The following is a 22025-nucleotide window of genomic DNA, read 5'->3' on the forward strand; positions in this document are numbered from 1 at the left end:
TTGTTATAACGGTTTTAGGGGGTGAATTGGGTGTCCAGCAAAACTTTAGCAAAAATTGTCGATACTGAGAAAGCAACACAAGCATTAAGTGATAAATATGCAAGCAAGCGAGAAAGTTTATTAGAAGACAAGAATCGCAAATTAAGCCAAATGGCGTCTGAAAAAGATGCAATCTTAAAAGATTATCAAGAAGCACAGCGTGCCGAAAATGAGAAAGTTTTACAAGCGTACAAATCTGAAGAAAAAGCGAAGAACGATCAAGAGATTGCGGAAATTGAAAATCAATTCCAAAGCGCTTTGCCATCTTTAGTCTCACTTGTAATTGAGGAGGTGAAAAATAGCTATGGCAATCGCTAAGATGCAAAAAGTATCGATTGTAACGGCGCCAACTAACAAAGACCAATTGTTATACACCTTACAAACGATGCAAAATATACAAGTTAGTGACCTTTCCATAAAGGTAACCGGCCAAGACTTTACCTTCAACAATAACTACCAAAGTGATCAAGATTACCAAGTCATTTATGAACGCGGACGCGAAGTATTACATTATCTAAGTCAATACCAACAAAAGGTATCTTTAAAAGATAAAATTACTGCTAAACGCCCACAAATGACCATGGATGAACTACATGAAACTGTGGATGAAGCAGCAGCTTTACAATTGATTGAACAAGTCGAAGCCCTAAGACAAAAGCGTAATGACATTCAAGACCAACGCCAACGGATTGAAGATGAACAAACAACCATCGCTAAATGGCGGGCCTTAGATGTCGATCCGAAATCTCTAAAAGAGTTAAAACTATTCGATGTTCGTCTAGGAACGATTCCAAATGACGAAAATCGTCATTACTGGCAACGATTAAAAGCCATAGATGATGTAGCCGTTGAAGAAGTGTTTGCTAACGAGAATGAAATTGGTATCGCAGTCGTTGCTTTACCAGGTCACCACGACAACTTGCAAGCAAGTCTTGCAGAAAATTATTTCTCTGAAGTGGCGTTCAATTACGGACAAACCCCAGAAGAGACCTTCCAAACATTGGAAAGTGAACGGAAACAACTCATCAAAGATGAAGAAGCCGTTGTGAAAGACATTAAAAGCATGCAAGGATCTAAAGCCACTATTCAATTAGCGGTAGAAGAATTTTTTAACCGTAGTCAACGTGCCAACGCAGCACAACTTTCATATGATAACCAACAGCTATCTTTATTTAGTGGCTGGGTTGAAGAAGCACAGGTTGAAAACTTACAATCGGTTTTAGAGGAAACCTTTGATCCACATTCAGTGGCAGTGATTCTAGAAGAAACCACCGAGCAAGAAGTAAAAGAAGATGAAGTGCCAATTAAATTGCACAACGCTTCGATTGTAGAACCATTTGAAATGATTACAGAAATGTATTCATTACCAAATTACCGGGAGAAAGACCCAACAAACTGGGTAGCCGGCTTCTACATGTTATTCTTCGCGATGATGATGGGTGATTTTGGTTACGGTCTATTGCTTTGGATTGGGACATTCTTTGCCTTGAAGGTTATGGATTTACGGAAGGGTACCAAACGCTTTGTAAAATTTGGACATATTCTATCCTACCCGACGATGTTAATTGGTCTAGCTTACGGATCCCTATTCGGTGAAGCTTTACCATTCGGTGTCATCAATCCAACTGAGGATGCCTTAACCTTGATGATTATTTCATTAGCGATTGGGTACATTCACATCTTTGTAGGTTTATGCTTAAATATCAGATTACAGCTTAGTCGTAAGGACTATGCCTCAGCCTATAATGACGGTATGGGTTGGTTAGCTCTATTAATAGCGCTAGCTATTGGTATTACTGGATTTATGACCGGTGTGGATATGTTGATTACAGTAGCCACTTGGTTAGCCATCGCTTCAGCAGCGGGTATTATCTTAGTACCCATGTTTACCAACGACAACAAAGCCGTTGGTGGTGTGATTGGTTTGTATAACTTATACGGCGTATCTTCATATGTTGGGGATTTCGTTTCTTATACACGACTAATGGCTTTAGGTATTTCAGGTGGCGCAATCGCCATGTCCTTTAATATCTTGTTCAACATCTTGCCAGTGCCGGTTCGATTTTCAGCTGGTATCTTGATGATTATCGCTTTACAACTATTTAATATGTTCTTATCGTTACTATCTGCCTATGTTCATAGTATGCGTCTAGTATTCGTTGAGTTCTTTGGTAAGTTTTATGAAGGTGGCGGTCGTGCATTTAAACCGATCCGTACCTTACAAGAATTTGTTTCTCTTAAAGATGTAAAAGAAAATTAATAAAAAGACAACAAAATGGAGGTTTTTAAATAATGAATACATGGATTGAATTTTTTGTAGAAAATGGTGGCCAAATCTTTGCTATGGTCGGAATTGCGATTGCCGTAATATTCTCTGGTATGGGTTCTGCTCGAGGTGTTGGTGAAACTGGTGCGGCTGCAGCTGCTTTGGTTAAAGATCAACCTGAAAAATTTGCCCAAACATTAATCATGCAACTATTACCCGGTACACAAGGTTTGTATGGTTTCGTTATTGGGATCATGATTTACTTACAATTAGGTGCAGGATTAGACTTAACTCAAGGACTACAATACTTTGTAGCAGGTATCCCTATTGGTTTAGTAGGTTTAGTTTCAGCACGTTGGCAAGGGCATACTGCAACAGCAGGTATCCAAATTCTAGCCAAACGTCCTGAAAACGTATCTAACGCAATCATCTACTCTATCATGGTTGAAACTTACGCAATCTTAGCATTCGTTATTTCTCTATTATTAGTACTTTCTGTTGGTTAATCACTAATCAAGTAGAAAAACCAAAAGAAGGAGGAATAAGTCGAATGGCAGATATTCAAACTTTAGTCGACCAAGTGCTAGCCAATGCTGAAAAGGAAGAAAAAGAAGCATTAAAAGCATTTGAAGCTGAAATGAATGAAGAAATCAACAAAGCCAAAGCGCAAAACGATGCCCAAATTGTGGCTGAAAAGCAACACATCGAAAACGCTGAAGCAAAAAAATTACAAACACAAAAACAAAGCTTCTTAAACGTCTTACGTAATGACAAATTACAAGCCAAACAAGCCTTACTAGAAAAAGTCTATAACCAAGCTATTGTTGAATTACAACAATTATCAAGCGAAGAGTTTACAGGTTTTATCAAAGGCGCTTTAAACCAAGTAGCTGGTACTGAGAACCTTACGTTAACAGTAGGTGAATTCAGCCAACACCAATTCGACGCTGATCAAGTGAAAGCCTTAAACCCATCTATTCAGTTAGATGACACTTTCCTTCCTAAGCGTTCAGGTTTTATTTTAAGTAACGAAGAAGTGGACTATAACTTTACTTTTGAATCAATCATTGACCAAAAGAAAAAAGCATTAGCGCCAAAATTAGTGAAACAAGCATTCTAAGAAAGGGGAGTGATAGCAATGCCAAACGCTACATATGCACAACTGGATACAACCATTCGTGTAAAAGAAAGTAGTTTGCTAGCAAAAGAAGACTATGACGCACTTTTACGTGCCAACTCCCTTGAAGATGTATTTGCTGCCCTACGTAAAATGAACTACCATATCCCTGAAAATATCGGAGAAACACATGATTTCGAAGGGTTCCTAACCCGTGATTTACGTGAAATGTATGCTGGTTTATATGAAGAAACGCCTGTAGATGAAGTGGTAGACGTATTTGCCTTGCGTTACAGCTACCACAATTTAAAAGTGTTATTCAAAGAATGGTATACAGAACGCGATTTCTCGCACATGTATATCAACATCGGCCGTTTTTCAATCGAAGCCTTAAGGACCCTAATGCAAACCGGTGAAGGTAACCAGTTCCCGGAAGTGATGAAAGTTGGGGTTCAACATGCACGTGATTACTACGAAGAATACCATGACCTAGACGGTATTTCGATCCTATTGGACCAGTCTTACCTAGGTCATTTAAGAGACATCGCCGACAAATCAGATGATCAAGATATGGCGAATACCCTATTGATGATGATTGATTTAGAAAACTTGTCTATGGTTGTTCGTGGTATGAAACAGGGTCGTTCTCGTGGGTTCTTAGAAGCAGTTTTATCTGATGATGGGACTTTTGAAGAGGTAGAATTAGTCGACTTAGCAACGAGTAAAGACTATAACCGCGTATTGGATAAATTTGCCAGCTTACCATTCGCTGGTAAAATCAATGACCGTATCAGCGCCAATGATCCAATTGATGTGGTGAAATTAGATAAGAAAATCAAGAAAATCGAGGCTGAAGAAATTCGTCAGGCAGCTTGGGTACCATTTGGCCCAATGCCTGTATTGGCTTACATTTACTTCAAAGAAAATGAAGTAGCCAATCTAAGACTTATTTTAAACGCCAAAGAATATGATCTAGACCAAAAAAGTGTTGAAGAAAGGATGCGACCTATTTATGGCTTATAAAATCGGTGTAGTCGGTGAAAAAGACGTCGTTGTTCCTTTCCAATTGATTGGTTTCGACGCCTATCCAGTGATTTCAAGCCAACAAGCCCGTGAAATAATCCGGAAAATGGCAGACGACCACTATGGTGTGATCTATTTGACCGAAACAATCGCACAGCAAATTCCAGACACCATTGCCTTTTACGATACACAAGTTAGCCCAGCAATCATTCTGATCCCTTCACACAAAGGGAGCTTGGGTATCGGGCAGTCTCGTGTAAATGACAACGTTGAGAAAGCGGTTGGTCAAAATATTCTATAAGAATCAAAATACGCAAATGAAAAATCATAGAAAACGATAAGAGGGAGGAACAGTCTTGAAAGACGGAAAAATCATTGAAGTTTCCGGTCCACTGATTAAAGCTAGTGGCATGGAAGAAGCAGCTGTTCGTGATATTTGTTTAGTAGGTGACCTACAATTAACAGGGGAGATCCTTGAAATGCACGGCGATGTTGCTTCAATTCAGGTATACGAGGAAACTTCTGGTCTTAAACCTGGCCAAGTAGTAAAAACAACTGGTCAACCATTATCAGTTGAACTTGGACCTGGTATGTTAACGAAAATGTTTGACGGTATCCAACGACCATTACAAGAGTTCATGGATTCAACCGAATCAAACTACTTAGAACGTGGTGTGCAAGTAGCACCCCTAGACCGTTCAGCAGTGTGGCATTTTACCCCAACTGTTGAAGCAGGCACACAAGTTACAGGTGGTGACATTGTGGGTACTGTTCAAGAAGGTCCCGTAATTGAACACCGTATCATGGTGCCAGTTGGCGTTTCAGGTACAGTGAAATCAATTCAAGAAGGCGACTACACTTTAGAAAATAACGTGTATGTCTTAGACACTGAGCAAGGCGAGAAATCATTCACAATGATGCAAACATGGCCAGTTCGTCAAGGTCGTCCTTTTGCAGAAAAATACTCACCAAATAAAATCATGACAACAGGTCAACGTGTTATCGATACTTTCTTCCCAATCTCTAAGGGTGGAGCGGCTGCAGTTCCAGGGCCATTCGGTGCCGGTAAGACAGTTGTACAACACCAAATTGCAAAATATGCAGATGTTGATATCGTAATTTATGTTGGTTGTGGTGAACGTGGTAATGAGATGACTGACGTAATTAACGAGTTCCCTGAATTGGTTGACCCAAAAACTGGTGAATCAATCATGGAGCGTACTGTGTTAATTGCCAACACTTCAAACATGCCGGTAGCAGCCCGTGAAGCTTCTGTTTATACAGGGATCACAATTGCTGAATACTTCCGTGACATGGGTTACTCAGTAGCAATTATGGCCGATTCAACTTCTCGTTGGGCGGAAGCACTTCGTGAAATGTCTGGTCGTCTAGAAGAGATGCCTGGTGACGAAGGTTACCCAGCTTACTTAGGTTCTCGTATTGCAGAATACTATGAGCGTGCTGGTATCGTCCGTACTTTAGGTAGCGAAGGCCGTACAGGGTCAGTTACAGCAGTTGGTGCCGTGTCGCCTCCAGGTGGGGATACATCTGAGCCGGTTACACAAAATACCTTACGCGTTGTAAAAGTATTCTGGTCATTAGATGCCAACCTATCTCGTCAACGTCACTTCCCAGCCATTAACTGGTTAAGCTCATACTCATTGTATGATTCAGAAATCTACAAGGGTGTAGCGGCAGAATTAGGCGTTGAATGGGGCCAATGGGTACAAAAAGCCATGAATATCCTAACTGAAGAAGACAGCTTACAAGAAGTTGTGCAATTAGTTGGTATTGATGCCTTATCGGAAAAAGATAAAATGACCCTACTCATCGCAGCTATGATTCGTGAAGGTTACTTACAACAAAATGCCTTTGATGACGTAGATACAACGACTTCAGCGAAGAAACAAGAGAAAATGTTATTCAACATTTTAACCTTCGACCAAGAAGCGCGCCAAGCAATGGAAAAAGGTGCTTACTACCAAGAAATTGCTGACAACACAGTCGACTTACGCGAAAAAATCGTGCGTTCTAAATTTATCCCAGAAGATCAATTAGACCGCATTGACGCTATCAACAATGAAATTAAAGAAGCTATGACAGAAATCTTGAAAGGAGGTAGCTACGCATAATGTTAAAAGAGTATAAATCTATCTCCGACGTTTATGGTCCCCTAATGATTGTAGAGGACGTTGAAGGCATTAGTTTTGATGAGTTAGTAGAAGTACAGTTACAAACTGGTGAAAAACGTCTAGGACAAGTGCTCCAAGTAGAAGAAAGCCGCGCAGTCGTACAAATCTTTGGTGGTGGTTCTGGTATTAACTTACAAGACACTAAAGTACGGTTCCAAGGACGACCACTTGAATTCGGCGTGTCTGAAGACATGATTGGGCGTGTATTCGATGGACTTGGTAATATCAACGACAACGGTCCAGAAATCATCGCTGACGAAAGCCGCGACATCAATGGTCAAGCCATTAACCCAATGGCTCGTGACTACCCGGATGAATTTATTCAAACTGGTATCTCAACAATTGACCACTTAAACACCTTAGTTCGTGGGCAAAAATTACCCGTATTCTCTGGTTCAGGTTTACCGCATAAAGAGCTTGCTGCCCAAATCGCACGTCAAGCCACTGTACTAGGTGACGACGACCAATTCGCCGTTGTCTTTGCAGCAATGGGGGTAACTTTTGAAGAGGCTGAATACTTCATGGAATCATTCCGTGAAACAGGTGCCATCGACCGTTCAGTATTGTTCATCAACTTAGCGGATGACCCTTCAATTGAACGTTTAGCAACACCAAAAATTGCCTTAACAGCAGCAGAATACCTAGCATACGAAAAAGACATGCAAGTATTGGTTATCATGACTGACATGACTAACTACTGTGAAGCCTTACGTGAAGTATCTGCAGCTCGCCGTGAAGTACCAGGACGTCGTGGTTACCCAGGTTACCTATATACTAACTTGTCTACCTTATATGAACGTGCTGGCCGTATCAAAGGGTCAAAAGGTTCTGTAACGCAAATCCCAATCCTGTCAATGCCAGAGGATGACATTACCCATCCAATTCCTGACTTAACAGGTTATATTACCGAAGGGCAAATTATCTTAGACCGTGACCTTGATGCACGTGGTATTGAGCCACCAATCAACGTATTGCCATCACTTTCTCGTCTAAAAGATAAAGGTACCGGTGAAGGTAAAACACGTAAAGACCACGCAGCGACAATGAACCAACTATTTGCTGCTTATGCGAAAGGTAAACAAGCTAAAGAATTATCTCAAGTATTGGGTGAGTCAGCCCTATCTGAAACAGATAAGAAATACGTAGAATTTACCACAGCATTTGAAGATAAATACGTTGACCAAGGTTTTGAGTACAACCGTACGATTGAAGAAACCTTAAATCTAGCTTGGGAATTACTAGCGATCTTGCCTCGTACAGAATTAACACGTATTAAAGATGATTTAATCGATACATACATGCCTTCAACTGAAGGAGAGTGATTTTAAATGGCAAATGCGCTAAATGTCAAACCAACACGGATGGAACTGAGCACATTAAAAGACCGTTTAAAAGTTGCTCAAAATGGTTATGACTTACTAAAAGATAAACAAGACGAATTAATGCGTCAGTTTATTGAATTAATCAAAGAAAATAACCGCCTGCGCAATGAAGTAGAAGACGAATTGTCTGGTGCTTTAGGTAACTTCGTATTGGCCTCATCATCAATGAATGACGCCTTTATGGAAGAAATCGTGGCTTTACCAACTAAACAAGTCAACTTGGAAATTGCCCGGAAAAATATCATGAGCGTTGACGTACCTAAGATGTCATTCTCATATGACGATGACGATCAAAACAGCGACAACGAAGTGAAATACGGTTACCTAAACACATCTAGTGAATTAGACGATGCCATCGAAGTCTTGAACGATGTCATGCCTAAGCTGTTAAAATTGAGCGAAATTGAAAAAACGTGTCAATTAATGGCAACGGAAATTGAATCCACAAGACGTCGAGTAAACGCCTTAGAATACCGGATGATTCCAAACATCAAGGAAACCATCAAGTATATCCAAATGAAACTAGACGAAAACGAACGTGCATCCATCACGCGGATGATCAAAGTGAAGGATATGGGGTAAACACCAGGGTGCTAAATACCAAGGTGCGAGAGCCGACGCCAAGAAAGAAACGTTGTAAGATTAGGGCAGTGGCTGACACAGTCAGGTACAACCTAATCTGAAACGCAGTTCTCTCTGGAGGCTTGAACCCGACTAATGGTGCGAGAGCTTTACTGAGGGTGTGAAACGCTATGTTTATAACTTTAGCCAGTCTAAATGTAACCTTGTCCAGCTTTCGACTTGCACTTACTTGTCATTCAAAATAGTTTTCAAAGAGAGATCAAATCAATTCAAACAATTGGTTTGGTCTCTTTTCCATATGTGAAGATGCTTTGGGAGGTCCATAATATGGAAGAAGTCCTTTACAAAGTATCAATAAAAATGGTATAATAGAATTTGCCGAAAGGCCTTGCGGCAAGGGTAGAGATGTGAACCGGGTCAGATGGGGAACCAAGCAGCCCTAAGCATTGTCTATCCTGTGCTGTAAGTTAGTATAAATTTAAACGGCTAAAAGCCAAAAGCCAAGTGTGTCCATTCACGCTTGGCTTTTTTTATACCCAATTTTAGAAAATTTGTATGCCATACCCGAAGAAAATAGCAGCAATTAATCAGAAAGAGGATAAGTGTCATACTTCTAGTTGGGTAAAGGCGTCCCTTTGCACATCTTCCTGGCTTGATGCAGGATGGTCTTTTATCAAGTGTGTATAGATTACATAAGCGATGATCAAAATACTGGCTGCATACGCTAGGTAATACCAGGTGTATGGATAGTGGTGGTTCACCCAATTGAGAGCTTGGAAAATCCAGTCAGAAAAACCAAAGTAAAAGATTAGCCCGATGAAAAAGTTTCCCAGCCCAATGGGGAAGATAAAGTACAAAATATGATAAGGTGATTTAATTTTAGATTGTAAAATCAATTGCTGGGTGAGCGCAAAGGGATTAATGCCATCGATTAAGCCTGCAATCAAAGCCGTTGTGAAAACCACAAACATGACTGTCCTTCTAAAAAAACGGACAAACACCCAAGTAGCACACCTTCAATTTGAAGGACCTATGTGCACTCGAATATCTATCCGGTGATAGTCGTTCTATAAATGTGTCTCTATCCTATCAAAATAGGGATAGGTAGACAAGGGTAGTTTACTTTAGGTAGTTAAAGAGATTTCTTGGAATAGTTTCTTTAAAATGCAAGTTCATCTCCACAACATTCCGGGTTTCACCATTACCACTCGGTTTTTCAAGTTGGGTAATCGTTGAAACATCTGGTGTCACTTCACCCAAATAATAAAATTCGGTGCCTTCATCATCGTCCTTTTTAATGAACATATGAATTTGCCAGTCGTCCGCATCCTGTAAGATTTTCACTTCAGGAGAAGCTAGTGTCCTTGGTGCTTTCGTGAACCAAGTCATCGTCTGTGAATCTAACAAGGCATCTTCATAAGCGACTTGGGCACCAGTAAAGTCGTCGCCTTTATCCAGTGTCACAAAAATTGTAAAAATTTTCCGTGCCTTATCCTGAGTATACCCCCCGATATTCTGGTCCACCAATTGCGTTTCCCATTTGAGCAGACGTAGGGCGTCACGACGGCCGTATTTTTGGTACAGGGTTAAGTCTGCCAAATTATCATAACCGTCATTTAATAAGGTCGCCGTAGTGATTAGGTCATTTAAATGATACAAAAAGGTCGAATCTTTCTTTGCTGACTGGAAGCCAGGACTTAAGCTGATCCCCTCGTCTACAATGGTCACGACTTGCCCAGGTTGGTAAGTTTTCTTTGAACTACCGGCGTAATAATCGGTGGACAAGGTTCGCGCCACTGACTGCACAGTAAGAGGGTCATGTTTTAAGTCATGTTTGGCCAAAATGGTTTGAATGTTGGTAAAGCTTAACGTGTCTACATTTTCTTTAGCAAGTTCACTCAATAAGACAAGTTCATGCGCTCGTTTGCCAGGTAAAACTTCCCGCGATAAAAACTTCAAGATATCATTAGCAGCTTTAGAAAGGGTATTGTCACTTTCCTTGATGCTGGCCAAGAAGGCGGGGTAATTGTCCTTTTTGTTGGCTAATAAATAAGGGTCGAAACTGTTGGTTGTTTCAAAATCAATCAACATTGGCACGCGACCTAGTTCATTTTTCAGTCCAAGGTAGGCTTCTTTCAATTCTTTCATGGAGTCTAGTTTCACAGCATTTATAGAATCAAAAATCCGCTCTTTAGCGATGCTTTCGAAATTGATATTGGATAATCCGGAAATAAAGTTGGTGTTGACGGTCGTTTTACGCATGGCATCTTTACTACGGTTTGAATTACCAGACAGGGCTACGGGAATCAGGTAGTTGTTCTTGTAGTTGCCGATAAAGTCGATGATATTCACGAATTCCTTATCATCATGCTTACGAAGCCCGCGTCCCATTTGTTGGATGAAAATGATACTGGATTGGGTGTTACGCAACATGACCACTTGGTTGATTTCTGGGATATCAATCCCTTCATTAAAGATATCCACTGTAAAAATATAGTCTAAGAGACCTGAAGTTAACCGATTGACTTGCTTGGTTCGTACATCTTGGCTATCGCTGCCAGATAGAGCGACAGTTTTATAACCACGGGCGTTGAATTTGTCGGATAGGGACTTGGCTTCCTCGTTACGGCTACAGAAGACCAGGCCTTTGACCTTGTCTTTATCTAAACCATAGTAGGTCAACTTGTCCATGACATAATCAACCCGTTCATCTAGGATTAGGTTCTTCAATTGGGTGGTTTCAGAAATCAATTCGCCGTCTTTTTCGAAGTCGGTCACCCCAAAGTAATGGAAGGGGGCTAGTAAGTCAGCTTCAAGAGCATCTTGCAGACGGATTTCATAGGCAATATTGTAGTCAAAGAGTTCATATAAATTATAGCCATCTGTACGCTCAGGTGTAGCTGTTAAACCAAGTAGGAATTTGGGTTTAAAGTAGTCAAAAATCCGTTGGTAAGACGCAGATCCGGCCCGGTGGACTTCATCTACTAAGATATAATCGAATTCTTCTGGGTCAAATTGGTGTAAATGTTGGTCGCGGGTAATGGTCTGTTGGGTGGCGAAAATATACTTGGCTTGGCTATCCTTTTTGCTACCTGTATAAAAACCAAATAAATCATCTGATTCTGCATGCATCACTTTTTTAAAAGAGGCCATTGCGGAATGTAAGATTTGTTCCCTGTGGACGATAAAAAGGACTTTTTCGGGTTTGGTTTCCAAGACATCAAAAGCCGCTAGGTAGGTTTTACCAGTCCCGGTAGCCGCGATTACTAAGCCGCGGTCGGCGCCATTTTGCCTTAATTCAATAAGACTATCTAAGGCTGGCTGTTGCATCTTATTAGGCACGATAAAGTTCTTGGCTGGATCCAGTAAGATGCTAGTATCACGGTATTTAGGCGGTTGGAAGGAATTGGCATATGCTTGAATCCAGTCTTCAGTTAAAGGCTGCGCACTCGCCCATTCCTTGTCTAAATGGGCCTGCATTTGATGGATAATGGCCCCGTGGTGGTAGGTAGTCAGTTTAACGTTCCACTCGTAATTGGTTTTCAAGGCATGGTTGGTCAAGTTTGATGACCCAATAATAAAGGAAGCGTGGTCCTTGTGTTCAAATAAATACCCTTTAGCGTGAAAAGCTTCTTTGTCAGAAATGCGGACTTCCAAATTAGGCACTTTCAGCAAGGCCTTGAAAATATCTGGTGAGTTAAAGTCCAAATAGTTCGAGGTAATTAACCGACCTTTTATCCCTCGTTGGTGTAAATCAAAGAGGTGGGTTTTCAGCGTATTGAGACCACTTTCCGTCACAAATGCCACAGAAAATGTAAAAGTTTCGCTGGTAGCCAGTTCCTCCTGCAGGGTATTTAATAGGAAGATATTCTCATCAGGCTGATTAATAATCAACTCAGGGTCATACGGGGCATGCCCCAACTGCCGTTGATCAATAAAAGCATGCCGCAAAGATTGCGCTAATAAATCCATATATACCTCCAAAACATCCTACAATTCAACCTATAGCGTCATTTGTGATATCTTATCTACAGCAGGCAGGTCCGCTGGCGCCCAGTCTAAAGACTTCAATTCGCTAGGCTTCAACCACTTGATGGCCTTATGTTCCGTCAAAAAGGGCTCACCTTGCTCAAGCTGGCAGATAATTGTTGTGAGGTGAACGCGTCCGAAATCGTATTCGTAGGCTGATGAATCAAAGATCTCTGGGGATACTTGAACCTGAATCTTCAACTCCTCTTCTAATTCACGTTTAAGGGCTACTTGCGCAGTTTCGCCAGCTTCAATCTTCCCGCCAGGAAACTCCCACATGTAGGCTAAAGACTTCTCGGCTCCGCGTTGGGCACATAAAATTCGCTGGTCTTTAATCAAAATGGCCCCAACAACATAGATATCCTTCATTCGTATCACCTTTCAATTGTTTTTTATTATCATTAAAATCGGGTTCGACAAACCATAGATAATTGCTTTTCAGTTTAGGTTGAGCTGATATTGTCAGCCACTGCTCTAAATTTCCAATACTCATCTATCAATTACGGTTTGTCTCGCATCTAGAATATATAGATCATTTTACCGGACCCTCATCAAATAAGAAAGATCATAAACTGCTTTACTTATCAATTGCCCGCAAATGGTTTATGATGATAGGGACGAACACACATACAAAAGGAGTGGATTGGATGAAAGCGTGGATACTCAATCAAGCAGGTGGCCCAGAAAATTTTGAACTGCAAGAAATCGACAGGCCGACAGCACAAGCGGGTGAGGCCCTAGTTAAGGTCAAGGCAATTGGGCTTAACCGTCATGATGTCATGTCTAGGCACAGTTTGAAGCCGGATGCCAGCTTTGAAGACCGGGTGATTGGGATTGAGATTGCTGGTGAAGTGGTAGATATTCATCCAAACGGCGTGGAAACTAGTCATGTTGCTATTGGCGATCATGTAGCGGGGATTATTACCCACGGCGCATATGCTGAGTACGCCCGTATTCCCCTAAGTCGTGCCATGGTTTTCCCTAAAGACACGCCTTTTACAACCGCTGCCGCCATTCCAGAAGCCTTCATGACGGCCTACCAAACCATGTATTGGATTGGCGACCTGAAGCAGGGTGAGCGGATTCTTGTCCATGCAGCGGGTTCTGGTGTCGGAACAGCAGCTATCCAATTGGCCAACCACCTGTCCAAGGCAGAAATTTTTGCCACCGCAGGCCGTCAGGATAAGCTGGACTTAGCGCAAAAATTAGGTGCGCAAACCATCATCAATTATAAGGAAGAAAATTTCGCTGATGTGATTTCTGAATCAACTGACAAGGAGGGTGTCGATGTCATTCTAGATTTCATTGGGGCGTCCTATGCTAATAAAAATGCATCCGCTATTGGTCAAGACGGCCGCTGGGTTTTAATCGGCGTTCTTGGGGGCACAGAGGTTCCAGACTTTGATATGGGGCAATTGTTCTTTAAGCGGGTGAAACTCCAAGGTACCCTGTTGTCACCGCGGTCAGACGACTACAAGGCTCGCCTAGTAGCTGACGTCAATAAAGAGGTCGTGCCTTTAATTGCAGACGGTACTGTTCAACCAGTGATTGACACGGTCATGGCTTTTGACCGCTTACCGGAGGCCCATGAATATATGGAAGCCAATAAAAATTTAGGTAAAATCATTATCAAGTTAGAAGACTAAAGCTTCATGATATTATTGAGGGAAGTGATTTAGGGTGTTTGCCAGCAATCGGGGCAAATACCCTTTTTCATTAGAAATATATGAGAGTTCAGATTGCTTTATCTGTTAGTTTTGATACAATGGGGTTAATATTTATCATTATTTTTTAATGAATTAAAAGGAGCTGACAGGTATGGAAGAGTCGAAGATGCAGGAGATTGCGCAGTATTTGTATGATGCGGAGAAGAATAAGACGGCGATTGATAATGTGACGGAGGTGTTTAATGTTTCCTTTGATGAGCAAGAAGCCTATGATATCCAAGATTTGGTCGTAGCTTTGAAGAAAGAAACAGAGGGGAAGACGGCAGCTTATAAGATTGGTTTGACGTCACCGGCTAAGATTAAACAGTTGAATATTGATCAGCCAGTTTATGCCCACATTTTTGAGTATATGATTTCTTATGACGGCGAACCTTTGTCGATGGAACGGTTTATCCACCCCCGTATTGAGCCGGAAGTGACTATTGTCTTGAAGGAGGATATCTACCAAGAGAATGTAACTTTTGAAGAAGTCATGGATAAGATTGACTATGTCTATTCTTCTGTTGAGATAGTAGACTCTCGCTATCACGGTTTCCGTTTCTCCTTGGAAGATGTGGTTGCTGACAACACTTCTTGCCAGGGGGCTATTTACTCAAATACCCACTTCAGCTTAGACCAAGTGGATATCTTGAATGAGAAGGCTGTCGTTTATATTAATGGTGAGAAGATTGATGAAGGGATCGGAAAGGATGTAGCCAACCATCCAGCCAATGCAGTGGTATTCCTAGCCAACGCCTTGTATAAACGGGGTGTGACTTTAGAAGCCGGCGTGCCGATTATGACCGGTGGCATGACCAAGGCTAACAAGATTGAAATTGGGGACAAGGTCGAAGTGAAATTCGATACCATGGATGACATTTCCTTTGAAGTAGTCGAATAAGCAGACTAAAGACCAACTAATGGCAAAATAGAATCCAGCTAGTAGGGGACGAAAAGCGCCTAATCTAGCTGGTTTTTTTGTGGTTGATTTTAGTAATTTAAACCCAATTGTGGTCCAGCTTATGGGAGCGTTTATGCTTTGGTGTTTACGCGCCTAAATGCGTTAGACACGTCAATTCTAAGCGACTTTTCTCGCATCTAAAAAAGCAAGTTTCTTCTATATAATAGGGCAATTAAATGGCACCTCTTATATATAGGAGAAACTTGCTCAGGGATGATTGATATTTTAACTTATCTAGCTAATTGAAAGCTGCAATACTATTTTATTTAACGACTGCTGCTTCAACTTGTTTTGGGACCCGGTCTTGTTGGTCAGTGAATGGGATAAAGACATCGCGCGACGATTCCATAGCATATTGGATGTTTTTCCCGTCTTCAGTATATTCAACCACGCGGTAGTATGGGTCATGGTAGAAGATAAAGCGGTAGTTGTTGGCTAGAGCTTCTGGCATCAATTCTTGTTTGGCTGAAATCGAATCCATTGGGTAATCGTCTAGACCGCCGACCCAAAGTGGGTTTGTGTGGACGAAAGTAAGTAGGATATCCGCCATATGTAGCATGGTTTCGCCAGCTTGTTCAAGACGAATAATCGTATGACCAGGACTGTGACCACCTGTAACTTCCATTGTAATCCCTTCAGCAATGGTAATGCTGTCTGTAAAGGTTTCTACTTGTCCTTGGATGGCTTCCCAGTTTTCTTTCGGATACGTATTCTTAGTCCGTACGTTTGGATGCCTCACCGCATCCCATTCGATATCAGAGATATAAATCGTAGCATTAGGGAAGGTTGATTGCCATTGATCGTCTTCAAAGTAAGTCAAACCGCTGGCATGGTCGTTATGCATGTGGGTCATCATCACAACGTCAATATCTTCAGGCGTAATCCCAAGCGTATCAAAGTCTTCTTGGATGCTACCTTCTTGTTGTAGCCCAACATTTCGTTTCCCTTTTTCATTGAATTTATCCAAGTTAAAGGATGCATCAATGATGTAGTTTTTCCCTTGGTATTGGATGACAATCGGGTCACAAACCTCAGCCACTTGGTTTTTATCATTATATGGATAGTAGCGACCCCAAAGTGCTCTTGGTACCGGACCGAAAATTGTCCCACCGTCAGTGCCAATCATCGCGCCGTTCAACCAAGATAGGGTCATGTCGTGGAAAGTATATGTGTCAATCATAATAAAAAACTCCTTTATAGATGTGCTTTTGCTCTTAGCTGGTTAGCAGGTTTTAATTACGAGTCATTTTTCAATTGCCAAAAGGGGTTCAGCCCTTAGTTAGTGTCATAGCCGATTAATAGTTACCTTCGATAATCATGGATATTCCTTGGCCACCCCCGATACACAAGGTAGCTAGGCCATAAGTAGACTGGCGTTTGATCATTTCGTGGACCAGGGTGACTAAGATACGGGCGCCGGATGCACCGATTGGGTGACCCAAGGCGATGGCGCCACCGTTCACGTTGACCTTGTCCATATCTGCATCAAGATCTTGCAATACACATAAGGCTTGGGCAGCGAAGGCTTCGTTGGCTTCAATTAAATCAATGTCTTTCATGGTTAGTTGCGCCTTGTTTAGTGCCTTTCTGGTAGCTGGAATTGGACCGGTTCCCATGATTGAAGGGTCAACACCGGCACTTGCAAAGGCTTTAATGGTAGCTAAAGGTTTAGCGCCAATCGCTTTGGCTTTTTCTTTGGACATCAAGATGATGGCTGCAGCCCCGTCATTAATACCAGAGGAGTTGGCTGCTGTGACGGTTCCGCCATCGCGCTTGAAGGCAGGTCTTAATTTGCCTAATGATTCTTGGGTGACACCAGCTCTTGGATACTCGTCCACTTCAATTTGGATATCATCGCCGCGTCTTTGCGGCACAGCAACGGGTGTAATTTCATCTTGGAATTTGTTGTCATTGATGGCGGCTTCCGCTTTTTGTTGACTGGAAGCGGCTAGCGCATCCTGGTCTTCACGAGTGAATCCATATTTATCTACAATATTTTCTGCGGTAATCCCCATATGGTAGTTGTTGAAGGCATCCGTTAAACCGTCTTTAATCATGGTGTCGACCACTTTCTGGTCGCCCATCCGCATGCCCCAACGTGCATCTTCAACAATGTAAGGCGCTTGGCTCATATTTTCGGTTCCACCAGCAACCACGACGTCCGATTCGCCCACCATAATACTTTGAGCGGCAAGGGCGACAGCTTTCAAACCTGAACCACAAACCTTGTTGACAGCAAAAGCTGGTTTTTCAACTGGGATTCCGGCAGCGACTGCAACTTGGCGGGCAACGTTTTGACCTAAACCTGCGCTTAAGACGTTACCGAAGATGACCTCATCTACTATGGCTGGATCAATGTTGGCCTTAGCCAGGGCACCTTGAACGGCTACCTTACCTAAGTCAACAGCGGAAACATTTTTAAATACGCCACCGAATGAGCCGATGGGGGTTCTTTGTGCAGCAACGATTACGACATCTTGCATTTGAAAACTCCTTTCGAGTGTTAAGTTGAGGTGTGGCAAAAGTCGATTAGAATATATGCGCTGGACCAAAATCTGAACAATTACTGTAGGTAAATGGCGGATTTTGGAGAGCGTCGGATAATTCTGACTTTTTAGAACCAGATATTGTGCGTTATGTTAATCAAATTCACTTAAAAGCTAATCATCAGAAACAAAAAAAGACTGCGAACCATTTATGCGGCTCGCAGTCTTACTAGCTAAGAGCCCGCATTCACGAGAAATAGGACTCTTCCATATGATGGAACAATCCTAGTTAGCTAATAATAATAATAAAGATGTATGTGTCTGGTGATCAGTAGAGGTCATTGACCAAGATGTATTGGTCATATTTGTAAATTCTGTATGCATTGTCATATTGGTCTCACTCCTTTGATTTAAGTTAGTGTTATCTTATCATCATATTTTCATTTTAACAAGCTTCTACCACATTTATTTTTAATTTAACTTCATTTTTGAAATATAAAAATAGGGTAACGTTATATGTATCAAGGGATTTGGTCGATTGTAATATTTTTGTAAATGAGAAAATGGTGAGCTTTATGAGGGTAAACTGGACCACTTTGTCAGCTAAAAATAAATCGAAAACAAAAATTGTATATTTGAAAGAAATTTATTTTCACAAATTATGCTCCTAGAATTAACCAAAAAATGTCATTTCCTTCATAAGAACCCCAGAAAAGGTGGTCAACCGTTTTTTCAGAGATTCCTAGGCCAATATCAAAAGGATTCGCTGGCAAATACTTTCTCTTGTTGCTTTTACTAAAATGAGATGTTAAGGTGACACCAATCAAAAAACTCATAAAGTTTTAATAAAAAGTATCCATATTGGAGGAATGCATCATGGCACTAGAAAATGTAGATTTTGGAAACATCAATGAGATTCCCTACCGTCCATTACGCCCGGGGATTGACCAAGCCGTGTTCGCCATGTCAGGTGACGGCGTCAATGTAACAGTGAACCGAGTAGAGAATGGCAACGACTTACGCCCACATACGCATGATGACCACCAACAAATCGCCTGGATCTTACAAGGTGAATGTGACTATTACGTTGACGGTGAGCCATTCCGCATGACAGCAGGCTCATGGGTAGTTGTGCCGAAGGGTGTAGAACATTACATTCATGTGTACGATTCGCCAGAAACAGTGGTGAACGTGGATATTTTCGCCCCAGCCCGTGAAGACTACAACGAAGCTTACAGCCAATTCTTGAAACAACAAGGCTACCAAGGCTTTAACATTATTGACTAATTAGAAATAGAGACATTAGGACTGACTTGAATAGGACTAAAGATGGGAAAAGGATGATATAAATGGAAATGCGCAATCTTGTAAAAGAAAAAATTGCTGAAAAAGGCTATGCTATCGGTGCTTTTGTGGCATCAAGCTCTTCGTTAAATACGGAAATTCTAGGGGTCAATGGCTTCGACTTTGCGATGATTGACTTCGAACATGCTCAAACAAGCTTAGAAACAGCCTTAGACATGGTGCGTGCAGCCGAGTTATACGGTACTGCCCCATATGCCCGTGTTTACAACCCTGAAGACGGTCCAATGATGGGTCGAATGTTGGATATCGGTTTGCATGGATTGATGATTCCAATGGTCAACAACAAGGCGCAAGCTGAGTTTGTTATCCAAAACACTAAAATGCCACCAATCGGGATCCGCGGTAAAGGGATTGGGCGTGGACCACTTTGGGGTGCCTATGAAAACTACAACAAGGGTGAAGTAGACGAAAAATCGATGGTTATCGTCCAATGTGAAACGCCAGAAGCGGTCGAAAACATTGAAGAAATTGTGAGTGTTGAAGGCATTGACTGTGTGTACATCGGTCGTCTTGACCTAGCGCATGCGATGGGTGTTGAAGATCCATCAACAAGTCCAGAACTTGAAGCCAACATACAAAAAGTTCTTAAAGCATGTAAAGATGCAGGTAAAATTCCAGGAATCTTTACAGCCAATGCGAAGGACGCTATCAACCGAATTCAACAAGGATTCCAATTCGTCACGGTATTGAACGACTTGGCCTTCTTCCGTCAAGCCACGAAGACTCGAATTGATGATGTCCGTAAAGGGGTAGAAGGGGACAAATACCAAGTCGACGACGCTGTATTCTTGAAATAGATTATATTTTGGGGGATTTTCCTGAAAAAAGGTAATGAAAAACCTAATAAAAAAAATAAGGCAAGCCATCATAATGAATGTGGCGTGCCTTATTTGTAGTTATTATAGGTTTTCTAGTTTAGTAACGGCTTCTTCCCAAGCAGTCATGACTTTGTTTAGCGCTTCTTCTTTTTCTTGAAGCGTTTGGTTTAGCTGATTCAATTGCTCGAAGTCATCTAAGAATTCGGGCTTGGTCATATCCAGTTCAATACCTTCAATGGTTGCCTCTAATTCGGCCATGGTCTCCTCATACTGGGCAATTTCCCGTTGCAATTTACGCTCTTCTCGTTGCTTGTCTTTAGACATTTGGAAGGCTTGTTTGGTATCAGAAGCAGGTTCAATTACTGCTTTTTCAACTTTTTCCTGGTTACTTTCAGCTTCTAATAGGGCTAAACGTTCCTCTTCAGAGGCTTTTTTGGCTACGTAATAATCGTAGTCGCCTAGATAAAGGGTCGAACCTTCAGGGTTGATTTCTAAAACGGAAGTAGCAATTCGATTGATAAAGTACCGGTCATGGCTGACAAATAACAATGTGCCGTCGTACTCGATCAAGGCATTTTCCAAGACTTCTTTAGAATCGATGTCCAAATGGTTGGTCGGCTCATCAAGAATCAAGAAATTGTCATGTTTAAGTGCTAGTTTAGCCAATTCAAGACGGGCTTTTTCCCCACCAGAAAGGGTGGCAACGGACTTGGTCACGTCGTTTCCAGTAAATAGGAAAGATCCAAGAATGGTCCGAATATCCCGCTCCATCATCGTCGGATGTTCATCCCACAATTCGTGCAGGACATCCTTTTTCGAATTTAGATTCCCTAATTCCTGGTCATAGTAACCCATTTGTAGATGAGCGCCATAGTCGATGGTACCGCGTAGGGCAGGGATTTGTTTAATGATTGTTTTTAATAAAGTTGATTTTCCCACACCATTTGGCCCAACGATGGCAATGGCTTCTTGTTTCCGCAATTGGAAAGAAATGGGTTCAGCTAAAACATTGTCTGGACTATAACCAACCGCTAACTTATTGGCTTGTAAGACATCGTTCCCTGAAGGTTCAGCTACTGAAAACTGGATACGAGCTGATTTCTCATCGTTCAATGGCTTTTTAATCTTGGTCATTTTCTCTAACTGCCTACGACGGGATTGGGCCATCTTCGTGGTAGACGCGCGAACGATATTACGGGCTACATAGTCCTCTAATTTGGCAATCTCTTCTTGCTGTTTCTCGTAGGCCTTCATTTGCAGGGTGACACGTTGTACGCGTTCCTTCAAGTAGAAAGAGTAATTCCCCTTGTAATAATGAATACCTTGGTGGGCCATTTCATAAGTTTCATTGGTCACAGCATCCAAGAAATACCGGTCATGGGACACGATTAATAAGGCACCAGGATATTTTGGTAGATAGTTCTCTAACCAAGTTAATGTCTCAATATCCAAGTGGTTAGTCGGCTCATCGAGAATCAATAAATCTTTCTTTTCTAGTAGGATTTTCGCTAAAGCCAGACGAGTTCGTTGGCCACCAGAAAGCGTCGAAATCTTACGGTCGTAGTCCTCATCAAAGAATTTGAAACCATGTAAGACCATCCGAATTTCTGATTCGTAACCATAAGCGTTAAAACGAATCAAGTCCTCTTGAAGTTTGTCATATCGGTTTAAGGCAGCTTCATAGGCTTCAGCATCTTGCATGAGCTCTTCGTCCGCCAAGGCTAGGGCCGCTGTTTCTGATTCTTCCAATAATTTAATAACGGGTTCAAAAACAGAAACCGTTTCTTCATAAATAGTCCGGTCACCAGAAACCGCAGTGTGTTGGTCCATATAAGCAATAGTTGTCCCTTTAGTCAAGGACACTTGGCCATCATCAGGTGCTTCAATGTTGGCTAACATTTTTAATAATGTCGACTTACCGGCACCGTTGCGGCCAACTAGCGCAATTCGGCTGTTGTGTTGGATAGTCATTTGTACGTTTTCAAAAATTACTTCAACGCCATAGCGTCGAGATAGATTTGAACCTTGTAATATGATCATAATAGGCATGATCCTTTCA

19 protein-coding genes and 1 other RNA gene are annotated in these 22025 nt (G+C 41.7%); 14 read left to right on the forward strand and 6 right to left on the reverse strand.

The genetic code is table 11. The annotated features are described in order from the left end of the window. Positions 1–30: 30 nt before the first annotated feature. The 10 genes from B2V22_RS06815 (at position 31) to ffs (ending at position 9081) form a co-directional block, all read left to right on the forward strand. Positions 31–357 (forward strand): hypothetical protein, encoded by a 327-nt coding sequence (locus B2V22_RS06815; RefSeq protein ID WP_290491364.1) that lies wholly within the window; start codon positions 31–33, stop codon positions 355–357. After that, on the forward strand, positions 344–2299 hold the full coding sequence (locus B2V22_RS06820) for a V-type ATP synthase subunit I (RefSeq protein ID WP_290491366.1): 1956 nt from the start codon (positions 344–346) through the stop codon (positions 2297–2299). Before B2V22_RS06815 ends, B2V22_RS06820 begins: the two co-directional genes overlap by 14 nt. Positions 2300–2331: 32 nt before the next feature. Beyond that, complete coding sequence (locus tag B2V22_RS06825) at positions 2332–2811, forward strand: V-type ATP synthase subunit K (RefSeq protein WP_269104883.1); 480 nt, start codon at positions 2332–2334, stop codon at positions 2809–2811. Between the two features lie 44 nt (positions 2812–2855). Beyond that, complete coding sequence (locus B2V22_RS06830) at positions 2856–3425, forward strand: hypothetical protein (RefSeq protein WP_290491367.1); 570 nt, start codon at positions 2856–2858, stop codon at positions 3423–3425. 18 nt (positions 3426–3443) lie between these two features. Then, complete coding sequence (locus B2V22_RS06835) at positions 3444–4445, forward strand: V-type ATPase subunit (protein ID WP_290491368.1); 1002 nt, start codon at positions 3444–3446, stop codon at positions 4443–4445. Next, the gene (locus tag B2V22_RS06840; RefSeq protein ID WP_290491369.1) at positions 4435–4746 is read left to right on the forward strand and encodes a V-type ATP synthase subunit F; all 312 of its coding nucleotides are present in this window, start codon (positions 4435–4437) and stop codon (positions 4744–4746) included. Before B2V22_RS06835 ends, B2V22_RS06840 begins: the two co-directional genes overlap by 11 nt. Before the next feature lie 55 nt (positions 4747–4801). Continuing rightward, positions 4802–6577, forward strand: coding sequence for a V-type ATP synthase subunit A (locus tag B2V22_RS06845; protein WP_290491371.1), 1776 nt, complete (start codon positions 4802–4804; stop codon positions 6575–6577). Further along, on the forward strand, positions 6577–7959 hold the full coding sequence (locus B2V22_RS06850) for a V-type ATP synthase subunit B (protein ID WP_290491373.1): 1383 nt from the start codon (positions 6577–6579) through the stop codon (positions 7957–7959). Before B2V22_RS06845 ends, B2V22_RS06850 begins: the two co-directional genes overlap by 1 nt. A 6-nt stretch (positions 7960–7965) precedes the next feature. After that, positions 7966–8601, forward strand: coding sequence for a V-type ATP synthase subunit D (locus B2V22_RS06855; RefSeq protein ID WP_290491375.1), 636 nt, complete (start codon positions 7966–7968; stop codon positions 8599–8601). A gap of 380 nt (positions 8602–8981) precedes the next feature. Continuing rightward, positions 8982–9081: signal recognition particle sRNA small type (gene ffs, locus B2V22_RS06860), an RNA gene on the forward strand. Between the two features lie 125 nt (positions 9082–9206). On the opposite strand, the gene B2V22_RS06865 is transcribed toward ffs, so the two are convergent. The 3 genes from B2V22_RS06865 to B2V22_RS06875 all read right to left on the reverse strand — a co-directional run bounded on the left by B2V22_RS06865 (position 9207) and on the right by B2V22_RS06875 (position 12999). Continuing rightward, positions 9207–9572 carry a hypothetical protein gene (locus tag B2V22_RS06865; RefSeq protein ID WP_290491377.1) on the reverse strand — a complete coding sequence of 122 codons (366 nt, stop codon included), beginning with the start codon at positions 9570–9572 and terminating at the stop codon, positions 9207–9209. A 148-nt stretch (positions 9573–9720) separates the two neighbouring features. Continuing rightward, positions 9721–12573, reverse strand: a complete 2853-nt coding sequence (locus B2V22_RS06870; RefSeq protein WP_290491379.1) for a DUF3427 domain-containing protein — start codon at positions 12571–12573, stop codon at positions 9721–9723. A gap of 30 nt (positions 12574–12603) precedes the next feature. Next, positions 12604–12999, reverse strand: coding sequence for a (deoxy)nucleoside triphosphate pyrophosphohydrolase (locus B2V22_RS06875; protein WP_290491381.1), 396 nt, complete (start codon positions 12997–12999; stop codon positions 12604–12606). 278 nt (positions 13000–13277) lie between these two features. Between B2V22_RS06875 and B2V22_RS06880 the strand changes: the two genes are divergently transcribed. Continuing rightward, a complete protein-coding gene (locus B2V22_RS06880) occupies positions 13278–14276 on the forward strand; it encodes an NAD(P)H-quinone oxidoreductase (RefSeq protein ID WP_290491383.1) in 999 nt (332 codons plus the stop codon). A 172-nt stretch (positions 14277–14448) separates the two neighbouring features. After that, positions 14449–15237 carry a 2-keto-4-pentenoate hydratase gene (locus tag B2V22_RS06885; protein ID WP_290491384.1) on the forward strand — a complete coding sequence of 263 codons (789 nt, stop codon included), beginning with the start codon at positions 14449–14451 and terminating at the stop codon, positions 15235–15237. 322 nt (positions 15238–15559) lie between these two features. On the opposite strand, the gene B2V22_RS06890 is transcribed toward B2V22_RS06885, so the two are convergent. Together B2V22_RS06890 and B2V22_RS06895 are read right to left on the reverse strand one after the other, a co-directional pair. After that, positions 15560–16477: an MBL fold metallo-hydrolase gene (locus B2V22_RS06890; protein ID WP_290491386.1), complete on the reverse strand. Its 918-nt coding sequence runs from the start codon at positions 16475–16477 to the stop codon at positions 15560–15562. 115 nt (positions 16478–16592) lie between these two features. Then, a complete protein-coding gene (locus B2V22_RS06895) occupies positions 16593–17780 on the reverse strand; it encodes an acetyl-CoA C-acetyltransferase (RefSeq protein ID WP_290491388.1) in 1188 nt (395 codons plus the stop codon). A gap of 879 nt (positions 17781–18659) precedes the next feature. Between B2V22_RS06895 and B2V22_RS06900 the strand changes: the two genes are divergently transcribed. Both B2V22_RS06900 and B2V22_RS06905 read left to right on the forward strand, forming a co-directional pair. Continuing rightward, positions 18660–19070, forward strand: a complete 411-nt coding sequence (locus B2V22_RS06900) for a cupin domain-containing protein (RefSeq protein ID WP_290491390.1) — start codon at positions 18660–18662, stop codon at positions 19068–19070. 62 nt (positions 19071–19132) lie between these two features. Further along, positions 19133–19945, forward strand: a complete 813-nt coding sequence (locus tag B2V22_RS06905; RefSeq protein WP_290491392.1) for an HpcH/HpaI aldolase family protein — start codon at positions 19133–19135, stop codon at positions 19943–19945. A gap of 102 nt (positions 19946–20047) precedes the next feature. Here B2V22_RS06905 and B2V22_RS06910 read toward each other — a convergent pair whose 3' ends face one another. Then, positions 20048–22006 carry an ABC-F family ATP-binding cassette domain-containing protein gene (locus B2V22_RS06910; protein WP_290491394.1) on the reverse strand — a complete coding sequence of 653 codons (1959 nt, stop codon included), beginning with the start codon at positions 22004–22006 and terminating at the stop codon, positions 20048–20050. Between the last annotated feature and the right edge of the window lie 19 nt (positions 22007–22025).

Origin of the sequence: Aerococcus sp. UBA6277, assembly GCF_002440555.1 — a bacterium.
Taxonomy (GTDB): Bacteria; Bacillota; Bacilli; order Lactobacillales; family Aerococcaceae; genus Aerococcus.

Coding starts and splice junctions, on each gene's coding strand:
- B2V22_RS06820 (WP_290491366.1), top strand. CDS start 344: ATGGCAATCGCTAAGATGCAAAAAGTATCGATTGTAACGGCGCCAACT.
- B2V22_RS06910 (WP_290491394.1), bottom strand. CDS start 22,006: ATGATCATATTACAAGGTTCAAATCTATCTCGACGCTATGGCGTTGAA.
- B2V22_RS06840 (WP_290491369.1), top strand. CDS start 4,435: ATGGCTTATAAAATCGGTGTAGTCGGTGAAAAAGACGTCGTTGTTCCT.
- B2V22_RS06825 (WP_269104883.1), top strand. CDS start 2,332: ATGAATACATGGATTGAATTTTTTGTAGAAAATGGTGGCCAAATCTTT.
- B2V22_RS06835 (WP_290491368.1), top strand. CDS start 3,444: ATGCCAAACGCTACATATGCACAACTGGATACAACCATTCGTGTAAAA.
- B2V22_RS06875 (WP_290491381.1), bottom strand. CDS start 12,999: ATGAAGGATATCTATGTTGTTGGGGCCATTTTGATTAAAGACCAGCGA.
- B2V22_RS06870 (WP_290491379.1), bottom strand. CDS start 12,573: ATGGATTTATTAGCGCAATCTTTGCGGCATGCTTTTATTGATCAACGG.
- B2V22_RS06865 (WP_290491377.1), bottom strand. CDS start 9,572: ATGTTTGTGGTTTTCACAACGGCTTTGATTGCAGGCTTAATCGATGGC.
- B2V22_RS06880 (WP_290491383.1), top strand. CDS start 13,278: ATGAAAGCGTGGATACTCAATCAAGCAGGTGGCCCAGAAAATTTTGAA.
- B2V22_RS06890 (WP_290491386.1), bottom strand. CDS start 16,477: ATGATTGACACATATACTTTCCACGACATGACCCTATCTTGGTTGAAC.
- B2V22_RS06900 (WP_290491390.1), top strand. CDS start 18,660: ATGGCACTAGAAAATGTAGATTTTGGAAACATCAATGAGATTCCCTAC.
- B2V22_RS06895 (WP_290491388.1), bottom strand. CDS start 17,780: ATGCAAGATGTCGTAATCGTTGCTGCACAAAGAACCCCCATCGGCTCA.
- B2V22_RS06885 (WP_290491384.1), top strand. CDS start 14,449: ATGGAAGAGTCGAAGATGCAGGAGATTGCGCAGTATTTGTATGATGCG.
- B2V22_RS06855 (WP_290491375.1), top strand. CDS start 7,966: ATGGCAAATGCGCTAAATGTCAAACCAACACGGATGGAACTGAGCACA.
- B2V22_RS06830 (WP_290491367.1), top strand. CDS start 2,856: ATGGCAGATATTCAAACTTTAGTCGACCAAGTGCTAGCCAATGCTGAA.
- B2V22_RS06850 (WP_290491373.1), top strand. CDS start 6,577: ATGTTAAAAGAGTATAAATCTATCTCCGACGTTTATGGTCCCCTAATG.
- B2V22_RS06905 (WP_290491392.1), top strand. CDS start 19,133: ATGGAAATGCGCAATCTTGTAAAAGAAAAAATTGCTGAAAAAGGCTAT.